This window comes from Pseudomonas sp. KH_046_1, from assembly GCF_057839025.1.
The window spans coordinates 627219-651772 of sequence record NZ_CM174481.1 but is presented as its reverse complement, the minus strand read 5'-3'; the positions used below and the strand labels follow the sequence as shown (position 1 = coordinate 651772).

General features: G+C 60.3%; 24 protein-coding genes. 11 read left to right on the top strand and 13 right to left on the bottom strand.

The features are described from left to right. Positions 1 to 128 precede the first annotated feature (128 nt). The 6 genes from AC3IT9_RS02865 (at position 129) to AC3IT9_RS02840 (ending at position 4707) form a co-directional block, all read left to right on the top strand. The gene (locus AC3IT9_RS02865) at positions 129 to 761 is read left to right on the top strand and encodes a TetR family transcriptional regulator (protein ID WP_223447649.1); all 633 of its coding nucleotides are present in this window, start codon (positions 129 to 131) and stop codon (positions 759 to 761) included. A gap of 295 nt (positions 762 to 1056) precedes the next feature. Further along, complete coding sequence (gene ureE, locus AC3IT9_RS02860; RefSeq protein WP_150727854.1) at positions 1057 to 1557, top strand: urease accessory protein UreE; 501 nt, start codon at positions 1057 to 1059, stop codon at positions 1555 to 1557. After that, positions 1554 to 2228 (top strand): urease accessory protein UreF, encoded by a 675-nt coding sequence (locus tag AC3IT9_RS02855; protein WP_150755834.1) that lies wholly within the window; start codon positions 1554 to 1556, stop codon positions 2226 to 2228. Before ureE ends, AC3IT9_RS02855 begins: the two co-directional genes overlap by 4 nt. 23 nt (positions 2229 to 2251) lie before the next feature. Next, on the top strand, positions 2252 to 2866 hold the full coding sequence (gene ureG / locus AC3IT9_RS02850) for an urease accessory protein UreG (protein ID WP_150727856.1): 615 nt from the start codon (positions 2252 to 2254) through the stop codon (positions 2864 to 2866). A gap of 29 nt (positions 2867 to 2895) precedes the next feature. Continuing rightward, the gene (locus tag AC3IT9_RS02845) at positions 2896 to 3468 is read left to right on the top strand and encodes a HupE/UreJ family protein (protein WP_489271960.1); all 573 of its coding nucleotides are present in this window, start codon (positions 2896 to 2898) and stop codon (positions 3466 to 3468) included. Between the two features lie 99 nt (positions 3469 to 3567). After that, a complete protein-coding gene (locus AC3IT9_RS02840; protein WP_489271959.1) occupies positions 3568 to 4707 on the top strand; it encodes an AGE family epimerase/isomerase in 1140 nt (379 codons plus the stop codon). A 7-nt stretch (positions 4708 to 4714) separates the two neighbouring features. On the opposite strand, the gene AC3IT9_RS02835 is transcribed toward AC3IT9_RS02840, so the two are convergent. The 10 genes from AC3IT9_RS02835 to amaB all read right to left on the bottom strand — a co-directional run bounded on the left by AC3IT9_RS02835 (position 4715) and on the right by amaB (position 15850). Continuing rightward, positions 4715 to 5620, bottom strand: coding sequence for a cation diffusion facilitator family transporter (locus AC3IT9_RS02835; protein WP_489271957.1), 906 nt, complete (start codon positions 5618 to 5620; stop codon positions 4715 to 4717). Between the two features lie 172 nt (positions 5621 to 5792). Then, positions 5793 to 6563, bottom strand: coding sequence for an SDR family oxidoreductase (locus tag AC3IT9_RS02830; RefSeq protein WP_223461592.1), 771 nt, complete (start codon positions 6561 to 6563; stop codon positions 5793 to 5795). 297 nt (positions 6564 to 6860) lie between these two features. Continuing rightward, on the bottom strand, positions 6861 to 7109 hold the full coding sequence (locus AC3IT9_RS02825; protein ID WP_489271956.1) for a hypothetical protein: 249 nt from the start codon (positions 7107 to 7109) through the stop codon (positions 6861 to 6863). Positions 7110 to 7402: 293 nt separating this feature from the next. Further along, positions 7403 to 8119, bottom strand: a complete 717-nt coding sequence (locus tag AC3IT9_RS02820) for an ABC transporter ATP-binding protein (protein ID WP_007979701.1) — start codon at positions 8117 to 8119, stop codon at positions 7403 to 7405. Beyond that, positions 8116 to 8988 carry an ABC transporter ATP-binding protein gene (locus tag AC3IT9_RS02815; RefSeq protein WP_095945441.1) on the bottom strand — a complete coding sequence of 291 codons (873 nt, stop codon included), beginning with the start codon at positions 8986 to 8988 and terminating at the stop codon, positions 8116 to 8118. The genes AC3IT9_RS02820 and AC3IT9_RS02815 overlap by 4 nt, the downstream gene beginning before the upstream one ends. Next, positions 8985 to 10268, bottom strand: coding sequence for a high-affinity branched-chain amino acid ABC transporter permease LivM (gene livM, locus AC3IT9_RS02810; RefSeq protein WP_150755829.1), 1284 nt, complete (start codon positions 10266 to 10268; stop codon positions 8985 to 8987). The genes AC3IT9_RS02815 and livM overlap by 4 nt, the downstream gene beginning before the upstream one ends. A gap of 3 nt (positions 10269 to 10271) precedes the next feature. After that, positions 10272 to 11186 carry an ABC transporter permease subunit gene (locus AC3IT9_RS02805; RefSeq protein WP_150727864.1) on the bottom strand — a complete coding sequence of 305 codons (915 nt, stop codon included), beginning with the start codon at positions 11184 to 11186 and terminating at the stop codon, positions 10272 to 10274. A gap of 239 nt (positions 11187 to 11425) precedes the next feature. Beyond that, positions 11426 to 12559, bottom strand: coding sequence for an ABC transporter substrate-binding protein (locus AC3IT9_RS02800; protein WP_053153757.1), 1134 nt, complete (start codon positions 12557 to 12559; stop codon positions 11426 to 11428). A gap of 362 nt (positions 12560 to 12921) precedes the next feature. Beyond that, positions 12922 to 14205: an L-pipecolate oxidase gene (gene amaA, locus AC3IT9_RS02795; protein ID WP_423502396.1), complete on the bottom strand. Its 1284-nt coding sequence runs from the start codon at positions 14203 to 14205 to the stop codon at positions 12922 to 12924. A gap of 154 nt (positions 14206 to 14359) precedes the next feature. Beyond that, entirely contained in the window at positions 14360 to 15850 is a 1491-nt protein-coding gene (gene amaB, locus AC3IT9_RS02790) for an L-piperidine-6-carboxylate dehydrogenase (protein ID WP_489271954.1), read from the bottom strand. Positions 15851 to 16025: 175 nt separating this feature from the next. Between amaB and AC3IT9_RS02785 the strand changes: the two genes are divergently transcribed. The 3 genes from AC3IT9_RS02785 to nadE all read left to right on the top strand — a co-directional run bounded on the left by AC3IT9_RS02785 (position 16026) and on the right by nadE (position 19114). Next, positions 16026 to 16937 (top strand): LysR family transcriptional regulator, encoded by a 912-nt coding sequence (locus tag AC3IT9_RS02785; protein WP_150727867.1) that lies wholly within the window; start codon positions 16026 to 16028, stop codon positions 16935 to 16937. Positions 16938 to 17055: 118 nt separating this feature from the next. Further along, positions 17056 to 18282, top strand: coding sequence for a nicotinate phosphoribosyltransferase (gene pncB / locus AC3IT9_RS02780; protein ID WP_353741986.1), 1227 nt, complete (start codon positions 17056 to 17058; stop codon positions 18280 to 18282). 4 nt (positions 18283 to 18286) lie between these two features. Continuing rightward, positions 18287 to 19114 (top strand): NAD(+) synthase, encoded by an 828-nt coding sequence (gene nadE / locus AC3IT9_RS02775; protein WP_489271952.1) that lies wholly within the window; start codon positions 18287 to 18289, stop codon positions 19112 to 19114. Positions 19115 to 19315: 201 nt separating this feature from the next. Here nadE and azu read toward each other — a convergent pair whose 3' ends face one another. Further along, a complete protein-coding gene (gene azu, locus AC3IT9_RS02770) occupies positions 19316 to 19762 on the bottom strand; it encodes an azurin (protein WP_015093240.1) in 447 nt (148 codons plus the stop codon). 344 nt (positions 19763 to 20106) lie between these two features. Here azu and AC3IT9_RS02765 point away from each other — a divergent pair, with 344 nt between their 5' ends. After that, positions 20107 to 20694, top strand: a complete 588-nt coding sequence (locus AC3IT9_RS02765) for a cytokinin riboside 5'-monophosphate phosphoribohydrolase (RefSeq protein ID WP_057397746.1) — start codon at positions 20107 to 20109, stop codon at positions 20692 to 20694. Positions 20695 to 20762: 68 nt separating this feature from the next. After that, the gene (locus AC3IT9_RS02760) at positions 20763 to 20954 is read left to right on the top strand and encodes a hypothetical protein (RefSeq protein ID WP_110660080.1); all 192 of its coding nucleotides are present in this window, start codon (positions 20763 to 20765) and stop codon (positions 20952 to 20954) included. Between the two features lie 168 nt (positions 20955 to 21122). Here the strand turns inward: AC3IT9_RS02760 and AC3IT9_RS02755 are convergent, their stop codons facing one another. Next, a complete protein-coding gene (locus AC3IT9_RS02755; protein WP_150727870.1) occupies positions 21123 to 22013 on the bottom strand; it encodes a transglutaminase family protein in 891 nt (296 codons plus the stop codon). Beyond that, the gene (locus tag AC3IT9_RS02750; RefSeq protein WP_489271950.1) at positions 22013 to 24499 is read right to left on the bottom strand and encodes a circularly permuted type 2 ATP-grasp protein; all 2487 of its coding nucleotides are present in this window, start codon (positions 24497 to 24499) and stop codon (positions 22013 to 22015) included. Before AC3IT9_RS02750 ends, AC3IT9_RS02755 begins: the two co-directional genes overlap by 1 nt. Positions 24500 to 24554: the final 55 nt, after the last annotated feature.

Here is a 24554-nt window from a genome sequence, read left to right as displayed (position 1 = left end):
TTTTGACTTTTCAGCAGTCCACTTGATAGATGCCACACTTCCCCGCTTGATCCCCCCACAGTCGTTCGACGCCGGCAAAGCCGATTTGCTAGAGTGCGCCGCGTCCCAGTCCAGAAAACGCCCTTGCGATGCTGCCCCGCGCCGAACAGAAACAACAAACCCGTAACGCCCTGATGGACGCTGCCCGGCGCCTGATGGATGGCGGCCGAGGATTCGGCAGCCTGAGCCTGCGCGAAGTCGCGAAAACCGCCGGGATCGTACCGACCGGTTTCTATCGGCATTTTGCCGATATGGATGAATTGGGCCTGGTGCTGGTCAGCGAAGTCGGCCAGACATTCCGCGAAACCATTCGCCTGGTACGACACAACGAATTCGTGATGGGCGGCATCATCGATGCCTCGGTACGGATCTTTCTCGACGTGGTCAGCGCCAACCGTTCGCAGTTCCTGTTTCTCGCCCGCGAGCAATACGGCGGTTCGCTGCCGGTGCGCCAGGCCATCGGCCGTTTGCGTGAAGACATCAGCTCGGACCTGGCGGCGGATTTGTCACTGATGCCGAAACTGCAGCATCTGAACATCGCCAGCCTGAGCGTCATGGCGGACCTGATCGTCAAAAGCGTGTTCGCCACCCTGCCAGACATCATTGACCCACCAGCCGACGCCTTGCCTGAGCACCTGACGCCCCAGGCGAAAATCACCCAGCAACTGCGGTTTATCTTTATCGGCCTCAAACATTGGCAAGGGCTTGGCAGCACCGAGTAATGCCCCCCGTTTCAGACTGCCCCCGAACCCTGTGGGAGCGAGCCTGCTCGCGATGGCGTCGGCACATTCGGAATCGATGTGACAGATACGCCGCCATCGCGAGCAGGCTCGCTCCCACATTGAACTGCGCCGCTTCAACTTGGTGCGCAACTCAAAAACAACGCACCAACTTCAACCAAAAAACTCACTCCAACGATACCAATCCCACGTCTCCTTCAGCCATTTCCTACGCATCATGTCGATTGGCAAGCCCCTTGCTCTAGCCTGAGCATTGCCCATTGCTGGAAGCCTTCCGATGCTGGTGATTCATCGCAGAATCGACCCTCAACCCGTTTGGGCCGCCGAACTGCACCTGACGTTCGAAGCCCGCAGCAAAAGCCGTTTGCGCTGTTTCAGTGCCGAAGGCGAAGACGTCGGGTTGTTTTTGCAGCGCGGCCAGCCGCCGTTGCATGACGGCGAATGCCTGCAAGCCGAAGACGGGCGAATCGTCCGCGTTTGCGCCCGCCCCGAACAATTGCTGCACGTCACTTGCGCCAATGCTTTTGAACTGACCCGCGCGGCCTATCACCTGGGCAACCGCCATGTCGCCCTGCAAGTCGGCAACGGCTGGTTGCGCCTGCTCGACGATTACGTGCTCAAGGCCATGCTCGAACAACTTGGTGCCGTTGCCGTGAACATCGAGGCGCCGTTCCAGCCGGAACATGGCGCCTACGGCGGTGGTCATCACCACTCGCGCCACGGTGATGAAGACTTCAACTACGCGCCGAAACTGCACCAGTTCGGCGTACGCACATGAACCCGGCCTGGGCGCTGTTGCGCCTGGCCAGTCCGCAATTGCCGATTGGCGGCTACAGCTACTCCCAAGGGCTGGAAATGGCTGTGGATAACGGCCGCGTTCACGACCCCGACAGCGCCCGACGCTGGATCAGCGATCAGTTGCTTTTGAATCTGGCACGCTTCGAAGCGCCGCTGTTGCTCGCCCATTGCGTGGCCGCCAGCGAGGAAAACTGGGACGAATTGCTGCAGAGCTGTGAAGAGCATCGCGCCAGTCGCGAAACCCGCGAGCTGCATCAGGAGAGCCGGCAGATGGGCTACTCGTTGCAGCAATTGCTCAATGGCTTGCCGGAACTCGACGCGCCGGCCCGTGCCTTCCTCGAACAACGCAGCGAGCCACATCTGGCCCTGGGTTGGGCCTTGGCCGCGCGCGCCTGGCACATCAGCCCGCAGGACGCCCTGGCCGCGTGGCTCTGGAGCTGGCTGGAAAACCAGTTGGCAGTGCTGATGAAGACCCTGCCCCTCGGTCAGCAAGCTGCCCAACGCCTGACTAGCGAACTGCTGCCGCTGCTTCAACAAGCTCAACAGAACGCCACCCGAATCGATCCCGATCATTACGGCAGCGCCGCTTTCGGCCTGTCCCTGGCGTGCATGGCCCACGAGCGCCAGTACAGCCGTCTGTTCCGTTCCTAGGGCCTTTAATTTTGGAGAATCACATGAACGCACAACCCCTGCGCGTCGGCATCGGCGGCCCGGTCGGCTCCGGCAAAACCGCCCTGACCCTGGCCCTGTGCCTGGCCCTGCGCGAGCGTTACAACCTGGCCGTCGTGACCAACGACATCTACACCCGCGAAGACGCCGATTTTCTGGTGCGCAATGAAGCCCTGGCGCCGGAACGCATCATCGGCGTGGAAACCGGTGGCTGCCCGCACACGGCCATCCGCGAAGACGCCTCGATCAACCTCGAAGCCGTGGATCAACTGAACCGCCGCTTTCCGGGGCTGGACCTGATTCTCGTGGAGTCCGGGGGCGACAACCTCTCCGCGACCTTCAGCCCGGAACTGTCCGACCTGACGATCTACGTGATCGACGTCTCGGCCGGCGACAAGCTGCCGCGCAAGGGTGGGCCGGGGATCTGCAAATCCGACCTGTTGGTGATCAACAAGATCGACCTCGCGCCGCTGGTCGGTGCCTCGCTGACAATGATGGACAGCGACACAAAACGCATGCGCAACGGCAAGCCGTTTGTGTTCAGCAATCAGAAAACCGGCTTGGGTCTGGAAGAGATCATCGCCTTCATCGAACGCCAGGGTTTGCTGACCGCGGCCTGATCACGACTTATCAACAAGGAAGCTTATCCATGACACTCAAACGCATTCTCGGCGCCCTGGCCCTGCTGCTGGCCCCGACCCTCGCCTTCGCCCATCCGGGGCATGGCGACAACGGCTTGATCGCCGGTATCGGCCATCCGCTTGGCGGTCTCGATCACTTGCTGGCGATGCTCGCGGTCGGTTTGTGGGCGGCACAGCAGCAAGGCGCCGCACGCTGGGCGCTGCCGTGCGCATTTGTCGGCACTATGTTGATTGGCGGGCTGTTGGGTTTTGAAGGATTGAACCTGCCGGCACTGGAGAGCGGGATTGCTGCTTCCGTGTTGGCCTTGGGGCTGGCTGTTGCCTTGGCAGTGCGTCCACCGTTGGTGATGGCGGTGGGTGCGACGGCGTTGTTTGCACTGTTTCATGGTGTCGCGCACGGGCTGGAACTGCCGGACATGTCGAGTCCATGGACCTATGCCGCTGGTTTCGTAGCGGCCACAGCAGCATTGCATGCAGCAGGTTATGCGCTGGTGCGGGTGTTGCCGCAGACCGCAGCGCCTCTGGTGCGACTGGCGGGCGCGGCTTCGGCGGCGACCGGGGTATGGTTGTTGGCGGGTTGATTTTTTGATGCCTGCTCGCGATGACGGCCTGACAGACACCACCCCTCTCAGGCCTGCTAACATGTCGCGCAATCGCCCCTGCCGTGACGACGCCAGCCAATGCCACCTGTTTCCCGCTCCGCCTCTCAGCCTGAACTGACCGCCCTGTTTGCCTCGGTGCAACAGCACTTCCTGAACGTCATCGTGCCGCTTTGGCAAGGTCCGGGCTGGAATGCCGACATGGCGTTGCCCTACGAGGCGCTGGATGCCGAACACCAACCGCTGCCACCGCAACGCTACCGGGCCATGGCCTGTGCGCGGCAGTTGTATCTGTTTGCCAGCCTGATCGGTCAGGTGCCGGGCGCCGAAGAGCGTGCCGCCGCGTTGTTCCGCTCGTTGCAGCGGCACTTCCACGATGCCGAGCACGGTGGCTGGTTCTACAGTGTCGATGCGCAAGGTGCGCCGCTGGATCAGCGCAAGGACCTCTACACCCACGCCTTCATCCTGTTCGCCTGCGCCCATTACTGGAACAAGGTCCGCGAGCCGCTGGTGGAGTCGGTGCTCAATGCCTCGCTGGAAGTGATTGCGCAGCGTTTCGCCACGGACGACGGTCTGTACGAAGCCACGCTCGAGCGCGACTGGGCATCGCTGGACAGCGGCCCTTTGCAAAATCCGCTGATGCACCTGGCCGAAGCATTCCTTGCCACCCTGTCGGTGCGTGAAGACCTCGACGTGCAACAGGCGCTCGTCGAGTTATGCACAGCCATGCACGCGCGCTTTATCGATCCGCAGCACGGCGTGTTGATGGAAAAGCCGTTGGGATCTGTGGATAACTGGTTTGAACCGGGGCACCAGTTCGAGTGGTATTTCCTACTGGAATCCTCGGCGCTGTTGCGCAGTTCGACGCTGCATGCCGATCTGGAGCGGGCCTTCGCCTTTACCGAGCAAGTGGGTGTCGATCAGCAGACGGGTGCCGTGCGGGCGATGCTCGACTTTGCAGCGGATGGCGGCGTCCGGGACGCCACGCAGCGTATCTGGGCCCAGGCCGAGTACCTGCGCGCATTGACGCTGCGTCCGGATAACGAGGCCGTCGTGCTGCGTCAATTACAAGTATTGCAGCAGCGCTCGCTGCATACCGGCGGCTGGCACGAATGCCGTGACGAGCACGGTGAAGTCAGCCGCCGCGACATGCCGTCGACCACGCCTTATCACCTGGCGACCTGCTATCGCGGGTTGGCGCAATATCTCGCCACAAGGTGAAATCCAATCACTCAGTCCACTTGCGATCCCCGGTAAAGCTGATGGTCAGCCATCGCGCGGCATCCGGCTTACCGAGTTTCGCGGAAATCTCCTCGCGCAAACTGTCCAGTTGCCCCACACCGTCCAGCCAGTAATCCTTCGGCAATACGATGTGAATCTCGATAAAACAGGCCCTGCCGTGTTTCTGCACGTAGGAAATGTAATCGTCGAAACCATGCTCGACCTTCGCCACCTCCATCACCTGACGCACCTTGTCGTCCAGTTGATCAGGAACGATCCCCAACACATCGCGCAAGGCCGGCCCGAGGATTTTGAACGCTGGGGGGAGCATGCCCAGGGCCAGCAGGATCAGGATCATCGGGTCGACATACACCGCCCACTTGTCGTAACCCTGAGTCTTGAGCAACAGCGCGATGAGGAAACTCACCAGCAGTCCCGCCGACAGCATCGCGTCCACCAGCCAACTGATGTTGTCGAACTGGATCAGCGATGATTTGAGTGTGCGATTGCGATGGCGGACGTAGAAGAAGTAAATGAGCTCAACGACGGTGAACACCGCCGCGTAGAGGATCACCAGACCGAGTTCGACCTCGCGGCCTCCATTGATGATGCCGAACACACCGTTGAGAAACGCATAAACGGCCACCAGGAATATGAAACAGCCTTCGATCACCAGCACCATGGGTTCCAGGTGCCAGGAACCGAACTGGAAGCGCTGGTTGCTTTCCTTGGCGATCAACCGGGCGGTGATCAGCATCAGGACCTTGATGAAGGCCGCGACCAACGAAAAAAAGCCATCGAACAGGATGGATTGGGCGCCCGAAACAAAACCGGTGATGATCCCGGCGAATGTCACGGCGAGCATCAGGAAGGTCGATTGTTTGAGCAGCGACTGCTCGCCTCGATTACTCACTTGATCTCCTCTAAAACCTCTAGACCGCCGGGTGTGGCGGGCTGCTTGAGGGAGGAGTCTAGCTGATGTCCTGATTTATCCGTTCCGGTCCCTTCGCGAGCAAGCCCGCTCCCACATTGGATCGCGGTCTAATGTGGGAGCGGGCTTGCTCGCGAAGAACGATGACTCGGTATTAAGCCTTGCCACCACTGCGATCAATAGTAAACCCGGCCCAGGTCTGGCTGACCGGCATCAGCTCCAGGCTGTTGATGTTGATATGCGCCGGTGCATTGAGCACCCAGAAGATGGTCTCGGCGATATCCTGCGGCTGAATCGGCTCGGCGCCGGCGTAAGTGGCGTTGTAGCGCTCCTGGTCACCGGCAAAACGCACCAGCGAGAACTCGCTCTCGCACAAGCCCGGCTCGATGTTGCTGACCCGTACGCCCGTGCCTTGCAGGTCGCAGCGCAGGTTCACGGAGAACTGTTTGACGAACGCCTTGGTCGCGCCATACACGTGGCTGCCCGGGTACGGGTAGTTGCCGGCGATGGACCCCAGGTTGACGATACCGGCACCACGACCGTGGGCGATCAGGCGCGGCAACAGCAGACGGGTGCTGTACATCAGGCCTTTGACGTTGGTATCGACCATGGTGTCCCAGTCGTCGAGGTCACACTTGGGTGCCGGATCAACCCCCAGGGCCAGCCCGGCGTTGTTGATCAACCCGCGCAGTTTGGCAAAGGATGGCGGCAGATTGGCAATCGCCTCCTCCATGGCCTTGCGATCACGCACATCGAGCACCAGGCCATGGACTTCGGTCTGCTTCGACAGCTCGGCGCACAACGCATTGAGGCGCTCCTCACGACGGCCAGTCAGCACCAGTTTCCAGCCGGCCTCGGCAAAACGACGGGCACAGGCTTCACCAAAACCGGAGGTCGCGCCGGTAATAAACAGGGTGTTGGACATCGTGTTCTCCTTGCTTCGGCTGATCGCCAGCCATTGGAATAGAAAATCAGCAGGCAGCATGCCCGGCCTTGTTCACAGCGGCAACCACCGTTCAAACTGTTCAAAAAACGCTCAACTCCGGCAAGCCCTTGACCAGCGTGGCCTACAGCCATGTGCGCGCACGTTATCCACAGGCCGGTCCACAGTCTTTGGGGGCAAGTGGAAAAGCTGCAAGCCGCTATCCACAAGGCTTTGCGCGGGATTTTGAAACTTTTTTGCTTGACCCTCAACCGCCTGCTGTGTAGCTCTTGGCCATTTTCATGACTGACGGGTCAAACCGACGATGGCGCCAAGCCAGTAACCACGGCCTTCAGCGGGGTCTTTCCAGAGTTTAATCACAGACTTATCCACAGGCTTGTCCACGCCGATTCCACGCACTTTCATCCCGAACAAAAAGGTTGACAAAGCGGCCTGCAAGCTGCGCAAAAACACCTGATCAAAAAACAACCACACCTCTGCAAGCCACGGTTTAAAAGGCCTCCAGCCAGCTACTCCCACGTTATTCACAGCCGGTTCCACAGCAAACGGGGACAAGTCAAAACCGTGACAAAACAACTATTTGCAGCGGCTTTATGTCGCGCTTTACGAGCTTGGGAATATTGTTTTCCACAATTCTCTTGAGGCATGCCAAAAACCCTGTGGGAGCGAGCTTGCTCGCGATGACCGGGGCACAGTTTGCATCGTGGTGACTGACGCACCGCTATCGCGAGCAAGCTCGCTCCCACAGGGTTTAGTGATGTTTGGGAGATGTAAAAAAGCCCCGGCGATTGCGCGCCGGGGCTGTGCATGACAAAGCAGACTCAGTGCCCGCCGAGATAGGCGTTACGCACATCCTCGTTGACCAACAACTCCTTGCCGGTGCCGGTCATGCGTATCTCGCCGTTGACCATCACATACGCCCGGTCCGACAACCGCAGGGCGTGGTTGGCGTTCTGTTCCACCAGGAAGATGGTCATGCCGGTCTTGGCCAGTTCCCGCAGGGTGGCGAAGATCTGCTTCACCACAATCGGCGCCAGGCCCAGGCTCGGCTCATCGAGCAGCAACAACTTCGGCCGGCTCATCAGGGCCCGGGCGATGGCGAGCATTTGCTGCTCGCCGCCAGACATGGTCATCGCCCGCTGGGTACGCCGCTCTTCGAGCCGCGGGAACAGCTCGAACATGCGTTGCATGTCCTCCTTGGCGTACTTGTCACCGATAGGGATGGTGCCCATCAGCAGGTTCTCCTCGACGGTCATGTCGGGGAACACCCGCCGCCCTTCCGGCGATTGCGCGATGCCGTTGGAGGCGATGTAGTGGGACGACTTGTGGGTAATATCCACGCCCTGATAGAGGATCTGACCGTCCGCCGCCCTTGGCTGGCCGAAGATCGACATCAGCAGGGTCGACTTGCCGGCACCGTTGGAGCCGATCAGGCTGACGGTTTCCCCTTCGTTGATGTGCAGCGAGACACCTTTAAGGGCCTGGATCGGGCCGTAAAACACGTCCAGATCCTTGAGTTCGAGGATGGGTTTACTCATACCACCTCCTCTTCTTCGGCGCCCAGGTACGCAGCAATCACTTTCGGGTCGTTGCGGATGTCGTCGGGACCACCCTCGGCAATGACGATGCCGTGGTCCAGCACCACGATGTGGTCGGAGATACTCATAACCATGCCCATGTCGTGTTCGATCAGCACCACGGTCAGATCGTGCTCGTCGCGCAGCAGCCGGATCATCGCGCTCAGCGCTTCGGTTTCCTGAGGGTTGAGGCCGGCGGCCGGTTCGTCGAGGCAGATGATCTGCGGACGGGTGCACATGGCCCGGGCGATTTCCAGGCGGCGTTGCTGGCCGTAGGACAGTTCACCGGCCAGGCGGTTGGCGCAGTCCACCAGATCCACCACTTCCAGCCAGTAGAACGCGTGGTCCAGCGCATCGCTTTCGGCCTTGCGGTAGCCCTTGGTATTGAGGATGCCGGCGAGCATGCTGCGGTTGACCCACATGTGCTGGGCCACCAGCAGGTTTTCCAGTACGGACATTTCCTTGAACAAACGAATGTTCTGGAAGGTCCGCGCCAGGCCTGCCCGGTTCACCAGGTGGGTGCCGCCGAATGCCTTGTAGAACAGCCGACTGGCGAAGGATTTCGGCGAAACGAAATCGGTTGGCTTGAACGACTCACCCAGCAACTTGATGACGTTGGTCTGTTGCCCACGGATGTTGAGTTCGATCTTGCCGCCGGAGGCTTTGTAGAACCCGGTCAGGCAGTTGAACACCGTGGTCTTGCCGGCGCCGTTAGGCCCGATCAAGGCGAAGATCGAGTTGCGGTGCACTTTCAGGCTGACATCGCTCAACGCCTTGATGCCGCCGAAGTGCATCATCAGCTTTTCTACACTGAGTACGACTTCGCTCATGGCGCTACTCCTTTACGCGGGGTCACACCGGTACGGCTGATCCGAATCAGGCCGCGCGGTCGCCAGATCATCATCAACACCATCAGGATGCCGAACAGCAGCACGCGGTATTCGGCGAAGCCACGCAGCAGTTCCGGGGCGACGGTCAGCACGAAGGCTGCAATTACGACGCCTATGGTCGAACCCATGCCCCCCAGTACCACGATGGCGAGGATCAGCGCCGATTCGAAGAAGGTGAACGAGGTTGGGTTGACGAAGCCCTGGTAGGTGGCGAAAAAAACCCCGGCCAGACCGGCCGTCGAGGCACCGATAGTGAACGCCGAGAGCTTGACCAGTACGTGGTTCAGGCCCATGGAGCGGCAGGCGATTTCGTCTTCGCGCAGGGCTTCCCAGGCGCGGCCGACCGGCATGCGGGTCAGGCGATGCTTGATGTGCAGCACGGCCAGGACCACCAGGAACAACACGACGTAGATGAAGTAGTACTTCACGTCAGGGTTGTAGGCGATGCCGAAGAACTCATGGAACGGCACTCCGCCCTCTTTCGCCCTTTTTCCGAACTCGATGCCGAAGAAGGTTGGCAACGGCGCTGCCATGCCGTTCGGGCCGCCAGTCAGCGACAACCAGTTGTTGAGGATCAGACGGATGATTTCACCGAAACCCAGGGTCACGATCGCCAGATAGTCGCCATGCAGGCGCAACACCGGGAAGCCGAGGATGCAACCGGCCAGGCCGGCGGTAATCGCCGCCAGCGGCAACACCGTCCAGAAGCCCAATCCAAGATATTGATAACCGAGCGCCAGGCCGTAGGCACCGATGGCGTAGAACGCCACGTAACCGAGGTCGAGCAGGCCGGCCAGGCCAACCACGATGTTCAGCCCCAGCCCCAGCAGCACGTAGATCAGCCCGAGAATGACCACGCCCAACAGGTAGGAGTTGGAGAAAAACGGGAACACCACGGCGATGACGATCATCAGCGGGATGATCCAGCGCAACCGCGATTTGTAATCCGGTGCCAGTACATGCACCCCGGAGCCAGTGCTTTCAAAACCTTCGAGGATTCTCAGGCCCTTGGGGGTTTGCAGGAACATGCTCAGGGCAAAACGACCGGCCATGACGATAGCGACAATCCACGCCACACGAGTGGTTTCCAGGTTGAAGCCATAGCCATCGAGAACGACGCCGACGATCGGCCCGAACACGATCAGGGCAATGAGGCCGGCAAGAATCGCGTCAACCAGACTTTTTTTGATATCAATGGTTTTTTTAGTGGTTGAAGACATCGCTTACACCTTCGACACAAGAGGACGGCCGAGCAGGCCTTGAGGCCGAAAGACCAGAACGAGGACCAGCAACGAGAAGCTGAAAACGTCTTTGTAGTCCGAGTTCACCAGACCGGAAAACAGCGACTCGGAAATCCCGAGAATGATCCCGCCGAGCATCGCGCCGGGCAGTGAGCCAATCCCGCCAAGTACCGCGGCGGTGAACGCCTTGATCCCGATGATGAAGCCGGCATAGAAGTCGAATGTGCCGTAGTTCATGGTGATCAGCACGCCGGCCAGGGCCGCCATCGCTGCACCGATGATGAACACGTAGGAAATCACCCGATCGGTGTTGATCCCCAGGATCGAAGCCATCTTGCGGTCTTGCTGGGTTGCACGGCACATGCGGCCGAGCTTGGTGTACTTGATGATGTAGGTCAGCGCAGCCATCCCGACGAACGCTGCGATCAGAATGAAGACCTTGGTGTAGGTCAACTGAACGAAACCGGTACCGATATCAACGCGCCAGGCACCCGAGAGCAAAGTCGGAACGCCTTGTTGCTTCGCGCCCTGGGAGATCTGTGCGTAGTTTTGCAGGATCAGGGAGATACCGATCGCACTGATCAACGGTGCGAGTCGGGTGGAGTTGCGCAGGGGCTTGTAGGCGACGCGCTCGATGACCCAGCCATACACCGCCGTGACGACGATGGTGAAGATCAGTGTGCCAAGCATCAGCAGCGGGAAGGATTCGATACCGAAGTAAGCCAGCAGAGCCAGACTGATTGCCGCGAGGTAAGCGGAAATCATGTAAACCTCGCCGTGGGCGAAGTTGATCATGCCGATGATGCCATAGACCATTGTGTAGCCGATGGCGATCAGGCCATAGACCGACCCGAGGGTCAGGCCGTTGACCAGTTGCTGCAGGAAAATACCATCCATAACGCAATCTCACGCAATGAGAACCTGCACATGTGGCTGTGCGGTTCCTCTAAGGAAAATACAGATATACGTCGGAGCAATGTCAGCCACGATCAGCCGACACACCACCGCTCCCTGTAGGAGCGAGCCTGCTCGCGATTGCGGTTTAACATTCAACGAATGAGTTGCCTGTCAGTCCGTCATCGCGAGCTGGCTCGCTCCTACAGGGGAACTGTGGAGTCAGCTGATCGGGTCAGCCCTTACTTCTGTTTTTCCAGCTGGTGGTACTTGCCATCCTTGTCCCACTGGTAAACCACGTAGTCGGAGATTTTCAGGTCGCCCTTGCTGTCCCAGGTCTTCTCGCCCATGACGGTCTTGACCGGGTTCTTCTTCAGCCATGCTGCCGCTTCTTCGCCCTTGTTGGACTTGGCGCCGTTGAAGGCTGCTGCCAGGGTCTGGACCGAAGCGTAGGCGTACAGGGTGTAGCCTTCAGGCTCGGTACCGGCCTTGCGGAAGGCGTCTACCACGGTCTTGCTGTCTGGCAGCATGCGTGGGTCGGCACCGAAGGTCATCAGCACGCCGTCAACGAATTGCGGACCGCCAGCGGTGGTCACCAGTTCGTCGGTCACGATGCCGTCATCGGACATGAACTTGACGTCTTTCAGGCCTTGTTCACGCAGTTGACGCACCAGAGGACCGGCTTCCGGGTGCAGGCCACCAAAGTAGACGACGTCAGCGCCGGCGCCGCGGATTTTGGTCACGATGGTGCTGAAGTCTTTCTCGCCACGGGTCAGGCCTTCATACAGCACAGGCGTTACGCCGCGCTTGACCAGTTGAGCCTTGGTGGCATCCGCCAGGCCCTGGCCGTAGGTGTCCTTGTCGTGCAGCACGACAACTTTCTTGCCCTTGAGCACGTCGACGATGTAGTCGCCGGCCACGATGCCTTGCTGGTCGTCACGCCCGCACATACGGAACATGGCGCTCAGGCCACGCTCGGTCACAGCCGGGTTGGTGGAGCCTGGAGTGATGGCGATGATGCCCGCTTCGTCGTAGATCTCGGAGGCCGGGATGGTCGACGAGGAGCAGAAGTGACCGACCACGCCGGCGACTTTCTGGTTGGTCAGGTCTTTGGCGACCGTCACAGCCTGTTTCGGTTCGCAGGCGTCATCGCCCTTGACCAGTACGATTTTTTCCCCATTAACCCCGCCCGCCGCGTTGACCGCATCGGCCGCCGCCTGTGCACCCTTCATGTACTGCTCGCCAAATGCCGCGTTGGCGCCTGTCATTGGTCCCGCTACGCCGATCTTGATGTCAGCCTGAGCAAACGCAGAAACACCCAGCGCAGTTGCCACTGCGAGGGCCAGAAAGCCTTTCTTGTAAAACGTCTGGGACATGAGGTGGTGCTCCATGGTTTTTTTAATTGGCACTGCGACTTCACTGAATGCTCAGAGCAAGGGCCGTGCCATCGGTTTTTTATTCTGAAAAAAGTCGCTGCTGTCTTGTTAATTCGACTGTTTCGGTCCCATTTTCATTGGGCGTGCAACCGTCTAAACCGCGGAAGGTGAAACCATTATTTTTTTGAGGCGCAACCCGCCTGCGCCATCATTGCAACCGCGGCTTTAAACGACGTGCAACCAGCCTGTAACAACGTGCGTCACCGAAGTGCACACTGCTGGTGCGGGACTGCTACAACCCGCACCACTACAGGCTAGCTGCAGATCGAAAAAGCGCCGCTTCCCACTGCAAAAATCAACCTTCAGATCACGATCCGCAGGCACTGGCCTGCGTGATACAGCGAGAATCCCGCCTCATACAGACAGCTGCGCAACCCCACCCCGGTCAGTGGCTGCATGGGAGCAAAGGGAATCGGAAGCGCTTGAGGATTTCCGTTACACAGGTAATCGGCAAAGGCCTTGCCGACCACTGTTCCCGTGGTCACGCCCCGGCCGTTGTAACCGGTGACTGCCACTAAACCGGGCGCCGGTTCGAACAGACGCATCAAATGATCGGGGGTGAAAGCGATGCAACCGGTCCAGGTGCACTCCCATTCCACCGGTTTCAGGTAAGGGAAGTAATGTTGCTGCACCCGGTCGGCCCAGGCTTTGAGAAACCAGGCCGGTTTCTGATTGCCATTACCCAGGCTGCCAAGCAGCAGGCGACCGTCTTTGTCGCGACGGATACTGCTGAGCACCTGTCGGGTGTCCCAGGACCCTTGGCCACCGGGCAGAATTTGCCGGGCGGCTTCTTCGGTCAGCGGGGCCGAGGCCACCTGATAGTAATAACCCGGGAAGAAATTGCGCCGCAGTTCCGTCCAGTCGCCTTCGGTGTAGGCATTGGAGGCAATCACCACCTTCTCGGCCATGACCGAGCCCTGGGCAGTCTGTACTGACCAGCGCTGACCCTGACGTTCGAGTCGGGTGACCGGGGAATGATCGAATAATTGACCACCGAGGCCGATGGCCGCTTTGGCCAGCCCTGTGGTGTAGGCCATCGGGTTGAGCGTGCCGGCGCGGCGATCGAGCAGCGCGGCGGCGATCTTTTTCGTGCCGGTGGCTTGTTCGCAAGCTTGCCCGGTGAGCAGCTCTACCGGCGCACCGCGACGTTTCCATTGTTCTTCACGACTGCGCAGATCGGCTTCCCCGCGGGCGTTGTGCGCCATGTGCAGCGTGCCTTCGCGACGCAACTGGCAATCGATGCTGTACTTGTCCACAAGGCTGAACACCAGGGATGGCGCCGCCCCCAGCATGCGGTTGAGCTGGCTGCCGACGGCCTCGCCAAACCCGGCTTCGATCTCGTCCGGGGGAATCCACATCCCGGCGTTGACCAGCCCGACGTTGCGCCCCGAACCACCATGGCCGGCGCGGTGAGCCTCCAGCACACAAACGGTCTTGCCTTGCTCCAGCAGATGCACCGCCGCCGACAAACCGGTAAACCCGGCGCCGATGACGCAGACATCCACCGAAACCTCACCCTTGAGGGCCGAATTGTCCGGCCTTTGTGGCGTCAGTTTTTCCCACAGACACTCTTCGCGTAACGGCATTGCCAGACTCCAACAGAAACCCAACAAACACACAGTTCAAATGTGGGAGCGAGCCTGCTCGCGAATGCGGCCTGTCAGTCACATTGATGCTGAATGTGCCGACGCCTTCGCGAGCAGGCTCGCTCCCACAGGGGATCACTGCTCGACGTGAGAATCAGTCGAAGGTGATGCCCTGCGCCAACGGCAACTCCAGCGAATAGTTCACGGTGTTGGTCTGGCGGCGCATGTAGCCGCGCCATGCATCGGAGCCGGACTCACGACCGCCGCCGGTTTCTTTCTCGCCACCGAACGCGCCGCCGATTTCCGCGCCGCTCGGGCCGATGTTGACGTTGGCGATGCCGCAGTCGCTGCCTACCGCCGACATGAACTGCTCGGCTTCACGCACGTCGGTGGTGAAGATGCACGAGGACAGGCCTTGCGGCACGGCGTTGTTCAGGCGCAGGGCTTCCTGGAAATCGCTGTAGCCAACCACGTACAGGATCGGGGCGAAGGTTTCGTGGCAGACCACATCGCTCTGCTCCGGCATTTCGACGATGGCTGGCGACACGTAGTAGGCATTCGGGAACTTGTCTTGCAGCTGACGCTCACCGCCAAACACCCGGCCGCCTTCGCTCAAAGCCTGCTCCAGCGCATCCTGCATGTTGTCGAAGCTTTGCTTGTCGATCAGCGGGCCAATCAGGTTGCCTTCCAGCGGATGGCCGATACGCACTTTCGAGTACGCAGCTTTCAGGCGGGTGACGATTTCTTCTTTCACCGACTCATGGGCGATCAGGCGACGCAGAGTGGTGCAACGCTGACCGGCGGTGCCGACGGCGCTGAACAGGATCGCGCGAACGGCCATGTCCAGGTCGGCGCTTGGGCCGAGGATCATTGCGTTGTTGCCGCCCAGCTCCAGAATGCTGCGGGCGAAACGTGCGGCGATTTTCGGCGCCACTTCACGGCCCATGCGGGTGCTGCCGGTGGCGCTGACCAGCGCGACACGCGGATCATCGACCAGGGCTTCGCCGGCATCGCGACCGCCAATAATCACCTGGCTCAGGTACGGCGGCGCATCGCTGAAGTTCTTCAGCACGCGATCGAACAGCGCCTGACAAGCCAGTGCGGTCAGTGGAGTCTTTTCCGACGGTTTCCAGATCACCGGGTTGCCGCAGACCAGCGCCAGCGTGGCGTTCCAGGCCCAGACCGCGACCGGGAAGTTGAACGCACTGATCACGCCAACGACGCCCAGCGGATGCCAGGTTTCGCGCATGTGGTGGCCAGGACGCTCGGAGGCGATAGTCAAACCGTACAGCTGACGGGACAGGCCGACGGCGAAGTCGCAGATGTCGATCATTTCCTGAACTTCACCCAGGCCTTCCTGGGTGATCTTGCCAGCTTCCCAGGACACCAGCTCGCCGAGGTCGGCCTTGTATTCCCGCAGGATGTCACCCAGTTGCCGCACCAGTTCGCCACGGCGCGGTGCCGGAACCTTGCGCCACAGTTCGAACGCATGATCTGCGCGACTGATGTGCTGCTCGACTTCAGCGGCGCCTTCCCAGTTCACGGCGGCGATCCTGCTGCCATCGATCGGCGAATGCACCGGCACTTTGCCGTTCTGGTACAGGGCCGGGTTCACACCTAGACGATCAAGCAATGCGGCAACCATGGGTCACTCCTCAAGCAAAAGACAGAACACGTGCAGCCGGAAATTCACGGCTGATCAGACCTGTAGTTTTAGCTGCCCGGAGGTTACTCAACAAACGACGATTAAGAGAGATATCATTCCGTTTATTCATGCTGTGCATTGCTGGCAATAAAGAGACAAGAACCAAGGACCGCCCATGCTGAATAAACGCTACTTGCCATCGATCGCTGCATTGCAGTGCTTCGAGGCCGTCACCCGGCATTTGAGCTTCACCCGGGCCGCCGAAGAGTTGAACCTGACCCAGAGCGCCGTAAGCAAACAGGTCGCGCAACTCGAAGAGCTGTTGCAACACCTGCTGTTTCGTCGGGTGCGCCGCCGCCTGCAGATGACACCGGCCGGCGACCTGTACCTGGTTGAAGTGCGAAAAATCCTCACGCAGGTCGAGATGTCGACCCATTACCTGCGTTCCTACGGTGGCGAAACAGAAGTCCTGCGCGTCTCGACGCCTCCTACCTTCGGTGCGCGCTGGCTGGTGCCGCGCCTGAAGGGCTGGCGCCTGCGTCATCCGTCGATTCACCTGGACCTGTGCAGCGAGCAGGAAGCCGACGATCTGCAGCAAGGGCGCAGCGACCTGGCGTTCTATTTCGGCCAGGGCTCGCGGCCCGGCTCCGAATGCCTGAAGCTGTTCGGCGAAGAGCTGGTGCCAGTGTGCGCCCCGGGCAGCCTGCCGGACACGCCGTTCACCGATCCGACGCAACTGACTGACCTGGTCCTGCTGCAAAACGCCTCCCGCCCCCAGGCCTGGCATGACTGGTTCGACCATCAGGGCTACCACACCGAACACAGCTACCACGGCCCGCGCTTCGAAACCTTTTATATGTGCATTCGCGCCGCCCAGGTTGGCTGCGGCGTGGCGTTGTTGCCGCGTTTTCTGGTGGAAGAGGAACTGGCGGACGGCAAACTGGTCATTCCCTGGCAGCATGCAATGCCCAGCACCGATGCCTATTACCTTGCATACCCGGAGCATTCGGCTGAAGTGCCGAAGGTGCGGGACTTTGTGAAGTGGATGCTGGAGCAGATCGATAGCCCGGATGCTCCACAACACTGAGCCTTGCGCATTCCCTGTGGGATCTAGAGTGATCCAAGAAATCGCTGGCAATCCAGCCCTCTGATATGCGCCACTAACGCCACTGATCAATACCGCAGCAACGCTGGAGATTCCCGTTATGAGCGAGAGTGTATTTGCCGATCGCATCGTGCAGAACCTGCTCGACACCGACTTCTACAAACTGACGATGATGCAGGCGGTGCTGCACAACTACCCGAACGTCGAAGTCGAATGGGAGTTTCGTTGCCGTAACAGCGAGGACTTGCGCCCGTACCTGGCGGAAATCCGTTTCCAGATCGAACGCCTGGCCGAGTTGAGCCTGAGCGCCGACCAGTTGAGCTTTCTGGAACGCATCAGCTTCCTGAAGCCGGACTTCCTGCGTTTTCTCGGGTTGTTTCGCTTCAACCTGCGCTACATCCACACCGGCCTCGAAAACGGTGAGCTGTTTATCCGCCTGCGGGGCCCCTGGCTGCATGTGATCCTGTTCGAAGTGCCGCTGCTGGCGCTGGTCAGCGAGGTGCGCAACCGCTATCGCTACCGCGAAGTCGTGCTGGAGCAGGCCCGTGAGCAGCTCTACCGCAAGTTCGACTGGCTGAGCGCCAACGCCAGCAGTGATGAATTGTCCGAATTGCAGGTGGCCGATTTCGGCACGCGCCGTCGCTTCTCGTATCGGGTGCAGGAAGAAGTGGTGAATGTGCTCAAGCACGATTTCCCCGGACGCTTCGTCGGCACCAGCAACGTGCACCTGTCCCGGGAACTGGACATGAAACCCCTGGGTACCATGGCCCACGAATGGATCATGGCGCACCAGCAACTCGGCCCGCGGCTGATCGACAGCCAGATCGCCGCACTCGATTGCTGGGTCCGTGAATACCGTGGCCTGCTGGGGATTGCCCTGACCGACTGCATCACCATGGATGCTTTCCTCGGCGATTTCGATCTGTTTTTCGCCAAGCTTTTCGACGGTTTGCGCCACGACTCGGGCGATCCGGTGGTCTGGGCGGAAAAAGCCATCGCCCACTATCACAAGCTCGGCATCGACCCGATGAGCAAGACGCTGACCTTCTCCGATAGCCTGACATTGCCCAGGACCCTGGAGATATTCCGGGCGCTGCGCGGTCGGATCAATGTCAGCTTCGGCATCGGCACCAACCTGACCTGTGATATTCCAGGTGTCGAACCGATGAGCATCGTGCTTAAAATGACCGCCTGCAACGGCCAGCCGGTGGCGAAGATCTCCGACGAGCCAGGCAAGACGCACTGCAAAGACCCGAATTTCGTCGCTTACCTGCGACACGTTTTCCAGGTTCCTGCCGCCCTTTCAAGTACATCAAGCAAGGAGTGAATTCATGCAAGCCGTACAGCGTGAGATTGCTGAACAGCTCAAGGTCCAGCCGCCATTCGCCGACGAAGCCGCCCTTGAGGCCGAGGTCGCCCGGCGGTTGATCTTCATTCAGGACTGCCTGGTCAACTCCGGGCTCAAGACCCTGGTGCTGGGCATCAGTGGCGGCGTCGATTCCCTGACCGCCGGCCTGCTGGCCCAACGTGCAATGCGTGAATTGCGCCAACGCACGGGCGAAGACAGCTACAAGTTCATTGCCGTGCGCCTGCCCTACGAAACCCAGTTCGATGAGCACGACGCCCAGGCTTCGGTGGATTTCATCAAGCCGGACGAGCGCCACACCGTGAATATCGGCCCGGCGGTCAAATCCCTGGCCAATGAAGTGGCAGCCTTCGAAGGCAAACATGCGGTGTCGGTGGACTTCGTGCTCGGCAACACCAAGGCGCGCATGCGCATGGTCGCCCAGTACACCATCGCCGGCGCAGCCCAGGGGCTGGTGATCGGCACCGATCACGCGGCGGAAGCGGTGATGGGTTTCTTCACCAAGTTCGGTGACGGCGCCTGCGACCTGGCGCCACTCAGTGGCCTGGTGAAAAACCAGGTCCGCGCCATCGCCCGCAGCTTCGGCGCGCCGGAGTCGCTGGTGGAGAAAATCCCGACCGCCGACCTTGAGGATCTTTCGCCGGGTAAACCGGACGAAGCGTCCCACGGCGTGACTTACGCTGAAATCGACGCCTTCCTGCACGGCGAGCCGGTGCGTGAAGAGGCGTTCAAGATCATTGTGGATACCTACAACAAGACCCATCACAAGCGGGTGATGCCGTTTGCGCCGTGATTGGTGATTGAATGAAAAAGCCCGCTGAAGTGTTGAGCTTCAGCGGGCTTTTTCTTTGGCCAAAACATGCGTCGATGCTTCTGGCCCCTTCGCGGGCAAGCCCGCTCCCACAGGGTTTCAGGTGTTCACAAAAATTGTGTCCGACATAGAACCTTGTGGGAGCGGGCTTGCTCGCGAAGAACGATGACGCGGTGTGCCTGATTACTTCAGGGTCACAGTGCCTTTCATCATCGAGATGTGGCCTGGGAACGAGCAGAAGAACCCGTACTTTTCACCGGCCGCGAGCTTCGACACATCGAAGGTCACCGAGTCGGTTTCCTTGGCGCCGATGATCTTGGTGTGGGCGATCACGCGGGCGTCGCCTTCCTTCAGGTAGTTCTTGTCGATGCCGGCGCTCAGGCCGTCGGTGGCGATCGGCTGCATGTCGGCTTCTTTACTCAGCACCCAGTTATGGCCCATGACGTTCTTCGGCAAGCTGCCGGAGTGCTTGAGTTCCACGGTAAACGTCTTGCAGCTCTTGTCGATTTCAATGGCCTTCGTGTCGAAAGACATCTGGTCGGTGGAGTCGACGGTGACTTTGCACTCTGCAGCCATCAGTTGGCTGCTGGCCAGTGTCAACAGGGATACCGCAACAAGTTTGGCAAACATGGTGAATCTCCAAGGCAGGGTTAACGAAATCGCGAATGAACAGAAGACTGCCTGAAAACTTCGCAAGTTCATATGACTTGAATCAAAAATTGTATACAACTTTCGGGCTATGACGCTGATGCAAATTATCTACCGGCCAAGTGTCTGGCCCGGGCCTATCATCTGGCCGTCCCCCTTCAAATGGAACGTCTGTCATGTCGATCAACAGCCTGTTGTGCAGTTTGCTGGCCGCCTACGCTTGCGGCGCCAGCGGTACGTACGAAACCCCGGAACACCAAGTCTAGCCCTTGGACTGCCGCGCGCCTGCCTTTACTCTGTGGCCCTGATCGACCATGGAGCAAGGCATGTCTTTAACATCCGTTTGTGTATTTTGTGGTGCCAGCACCGGCACCAACCCCGCTTACCGCGAAGCAGCCGTGGCCCTTGGCCGGGCGTTGGCCGAGCGCAAGCTGACCCTGGTGTATGGCGGTGGCGCCGTGGGCCTGATGGGCATCGTCGCCGATGCGGCCCTGGCGGCCGGCGGTGAAGTGATCGGCATCATCCCGCAAAGCCTCAAGGACAAGGAAATCGGCCACAGCGGCCTGACTCGCCTGGAAGTCGTCGATGGCATGCACGCGCGCAAGGCGCGGATGGCCGAGCTCAGCGATGCCTTTATCGCGCTGCCCGGCGGCCTTGGCACCCTCGAAGAACTGTTCGAAGTCTGGACCTGGGGCCAGCTCGGCTACCACGGAAAACCGCTGGGATTGCTGGAAGTGAACGGTTTCTACAGCAAATTGACGTCTTTTCTCGATCATATCGTCGGCGAAGGCTTCGTTCGCGGGCAGCACCGTGACATGCTGCAAGTGAGCGAATCGCCGCAAACCCTGCTCGATGCTCTGGATGCCTGGCAACCGTCCATAGCGCCAAAATGGGCCGAGCAAAAACCCAGCTAACGGCTTGGCACCGATACAGGGCAGAATATGCGCCGCTCAACCTCACCTTCGACCCCAGAGGATCGCCCATGGCCAAACCTAATTATTCCTTCGCCAAACGTCAGAGAGACTTGGCCAAGGAGCAGAAGAAAGAGGAAAAGCTTCAGCGCAAGAAAGCTACAGCTGAAGAAGAAGCAGCCGCACTGAACCCGGAAGCAGAAGGTGAAGTGGCCGCAGAAAGTGATGTTGAAGCACCGAAAGATCAGGCGCCCGACGCCTGAGACCCTCAGGGCCCGATGATCTGATCAGGCCCACCGGATCTGTGTCCAGGGTTGGCAGCTTTGCTGCCGACCCTCACAGCGATGGTCTTTAACGATAACGCTGCAACTCTGACACCCCGGAGCTCTCGGGTTCTTCGCGAGCAAGCTCGCTCCTACAGGGGACCTGCGTTAATCCAGTGGCATCACCGTCACCCGAACCTCGGGATCGTGGTTCCCTCCCCCCAAAATCACCCCCCGCAACGGCGATACATCGGAAAAATCCCGTCCCCAGGCCAGGGTGATGTGCTCCAGCGCCGGTTGCACATTGTTGGTCGGATCGAAATCCACCCACCCCAACACCGGGCAAAACACCGAGACCCAGGCGTGGGACGCATCGGCGCCGATCAGCCGTGGCTGACCCGGCGGTGGCTGGGTCAGCAAGTAACCGCTGATATACCGCGCCGCCAACCCTCTGGAACGCACGCAGGCGAGCATCAGGTGGGCAAAGTCCTGGCAGACCCCGCGTCGGCGCTCCAACACCTCCACCAGCGGCGTCGCCACCTGGGTTGCTTCGGCATCGAAGGTGAACTCGCTGAAGATTTTCTCCATCAGCGCCTGCACGCCGAGCAACAACGCTCGACCCGGCGGAAAACAGCTTTGCGAAAACTCGACGAAGTTTTTCTTCAAATGCACATACGGCGACTCAAACCGGTATCGGCAGGCTTCGAGCAATTCAGGTGACAGCGGTTGGCTGCTGTAGGTCAGCGCACCACGTGTGTCTTCCCACGCGGGTGACAGATTGAAGTCCAACGCAGGTCGGGGCAGCACTTCTATGGTCAGGCTGGCATTGACCAGCAACTCATCGTGGGGACGCTCGAACGCCAGCCGGGTCAGCGGATTGCCGAACACATCCAGTTCATCGCGACGCGAGGTCGGCTCGGGGCTGATCTGCAATTGCCGGTCGGTACAGCGCTGCCAAGCGCAAGGCCGCGGCCACAAATGCGCCAGTTGCTGGGCCAGGGACACCGGGCTGTCGTAGTGATAATGGGTGTCGTGGAAAATCTGGTAATGAGCACTCATCAGACGGACACCGTGCGCTGGCTGACATCATCGACATGGGCGAAATGCCGTAGCGCCAGGCGATCGGAAACTTGCCCGCTGGCGTCGGCGATCTCTTGCAGCAGCGCGGCCAGCCCCTCGATGGCAGCGCGAACACTCGCGTCGCCGAACAGCGGGTTTTCCAGGCAGCCCAGATCGAATCGCGCCAGACGCTCGACCAATTGCGGCAGCGCTGCTTCACGCGGCACGCCAAAGTCATCATTGAGGCGTTTGAGGGTGCGGATCACCAGTTTCAACTGGAACAACACGGCGTGAGGGTTCTGCTCGTCGAGCAATAGCAGGTCGAGCACCGGGATCAGTTGCGCCACCGCCAGGTATCGAGAACGGTAAGTGATGCTGCTGTTGCCCAGTTCCAGCAGCCATTCCAGCCCGGCCTGGTCGAAAGCTCCGACGCCCCGCAGGAACGCCGCCAGGCTGCCGCTGAGAAACTGCAGGCGCTCGATCCGCCGGCCAATCATCAGGAAACGCCAGCCTTCGTCCCGGGTCATGTCGTCCAGGGCAAAGCCGGACAACGCCGCCAGGGACATCACCAGACGGTTGAGGAAATCCAGCAACTCGCCGAAATCCGGCTCTTCGGTTTCCAGCTCCATGGCTTCGCGCTGCAACTCCACCAGCGCCTGCCAGTTTTCCCGCGAGAGCTTGCCGCGCACCTGCGAAGCGGCCCACTGCAAGCGCTGCAGGTTGGAACGCAGGCTGAACGGCCAATCATCGCCGAGCAACGCCGCCAACAGGCGCTCCGGCAACTCGCCCTCCTCGGGCAGCAGCATCAGCCGTTCGCCGAGATCCACCGCGGCCTGTAGGGCTTGCGGGTCGTCGCCGTCGACATAGCGCGCCAGCATGATGCGCAACAAACGGGCACTGTCGTCGCAACGCTCGCAGTAACGACCGAACCAGAACAGGTTTTCCACCACCCGCGACGGCAGGTACGGATCGCGCCGCACCAGATCATGCACACCGATGTTGCGCTGGGCCTTCCATTGTTCGCCGCTGGGCGCACGCTCTCCCAGCACCCAGGTGTCCTTGCTGGCGCCACCGCGTTGCATCGACACCACTTCGGCATCGGCTTGGGCGGCGACCCGGGTCAAGCCGCCGGGCAAAACCCGATAACCCTCACGGCTGGCCACCGCATACACGCGCATGCCGATCGCACGGGGTTGCAGTTGACCATCTTCGGCTTGCCAGATCGGCGCCTGGGACAATTGTGCGAGTTCTTGCGCCACATAGGCGTATGGCCGAGCCTGCATGCGCTCGGCGAGCTCATGGCGCTGTTTTTCACTCAAATCACGACCAAATACCGGCGTAAAGCTCTGGGACGGAAACGCCGGTTTGATCAGCAACTCCGGCAGTTTCTCCAGGGCCTGGGCCAAAACCGGCGCTTCGCCACACCACCAAGTCGCGATGGACGGCAGGATCAGCTCTTCGCCAAACAGGAATTGATTGATCCTCGGCAGAAAACCCAACAAGCCCGGCGATTCCAGCACACCGCTGCCGAGGGCGTTGGCCACCAGCACCCGCCCCTGCCGCACCGCTTCCAGCAGGCCCGGCACGCCGAGGGCTGAGTCAGTACGCAGCTCCAGCGGGTCGCAGAAATCATCGTCGAGCCGACGCATGATCGCGTGGACCCGACGCAGGCCACTCAGGGTTTTCAAGTAAACCGTGGCATCGCGCACCGTCAGGTCGCCGCCCTCCACCAGCGGATAACCGAGCTGGCGAGCCAGATACAGATGTTCAAAATAGCTTTCGTTAAAACGCCCCGGTGTCAGCAGCACCACCAACGGCGCATCACCGCCACTCGGGGCCTGACGGGCCAAGGTTTCCTGCAAGGTGCGGAAGAACCCGGCCAGGTGCTGCACTTTCAGATCGCGGTACAGCTCGGGAAAGGCCCGGGACACAATCGTGCGGTTTTCCAGTGCATACCCGGCTCCCGAAGGCGCCTGGGTACGATCCGCCGTCACCCACCAGCGGCCATCGGGCGTGCGCGCCAGATCCACGGCATAAAGATGCAGAAAGGCTCCGTCAGGCGGGCTGATGCCCTGACAGGGCCAAAGGAAGTTGTTATGACCGAACACCAGCTCGGCGGGCAAAAGACCTTCGGCAATCAGCCGTTGCGGACCGTAAAGGTCAGCCAGCACGGCATTGAGCAATCGCGCCCGCTGAGCGATACCGGCCGACAACTGTTGCCACTCATCAGCCGCGATGACATGGGGCAGCAGGTCCAGCTCCCATGGCCGGTCCGCGCCCTTGGGGTCGGCATAGACGTTATAGGTAACGCCGTTTTCCTGAATCTGCCGGGTCAGCAGGGCCTGACGCTGCACCAGTTGTGCCGGCGTGCTGCGTTGCAACTGTTCGAACAGCCGGCGCCAGTGCGGGCGCACGGCGCCACTGTCGTCGAGCAGTTCGTGATAGGTGCCCGCTGTCAGCGGGTAGCGGTCTAGCAGGTCAGGCATGGAAAGCTCGGCAGACAGCAATGAAGGGTCAGACTAACGCAGGCTCGTGACGCCC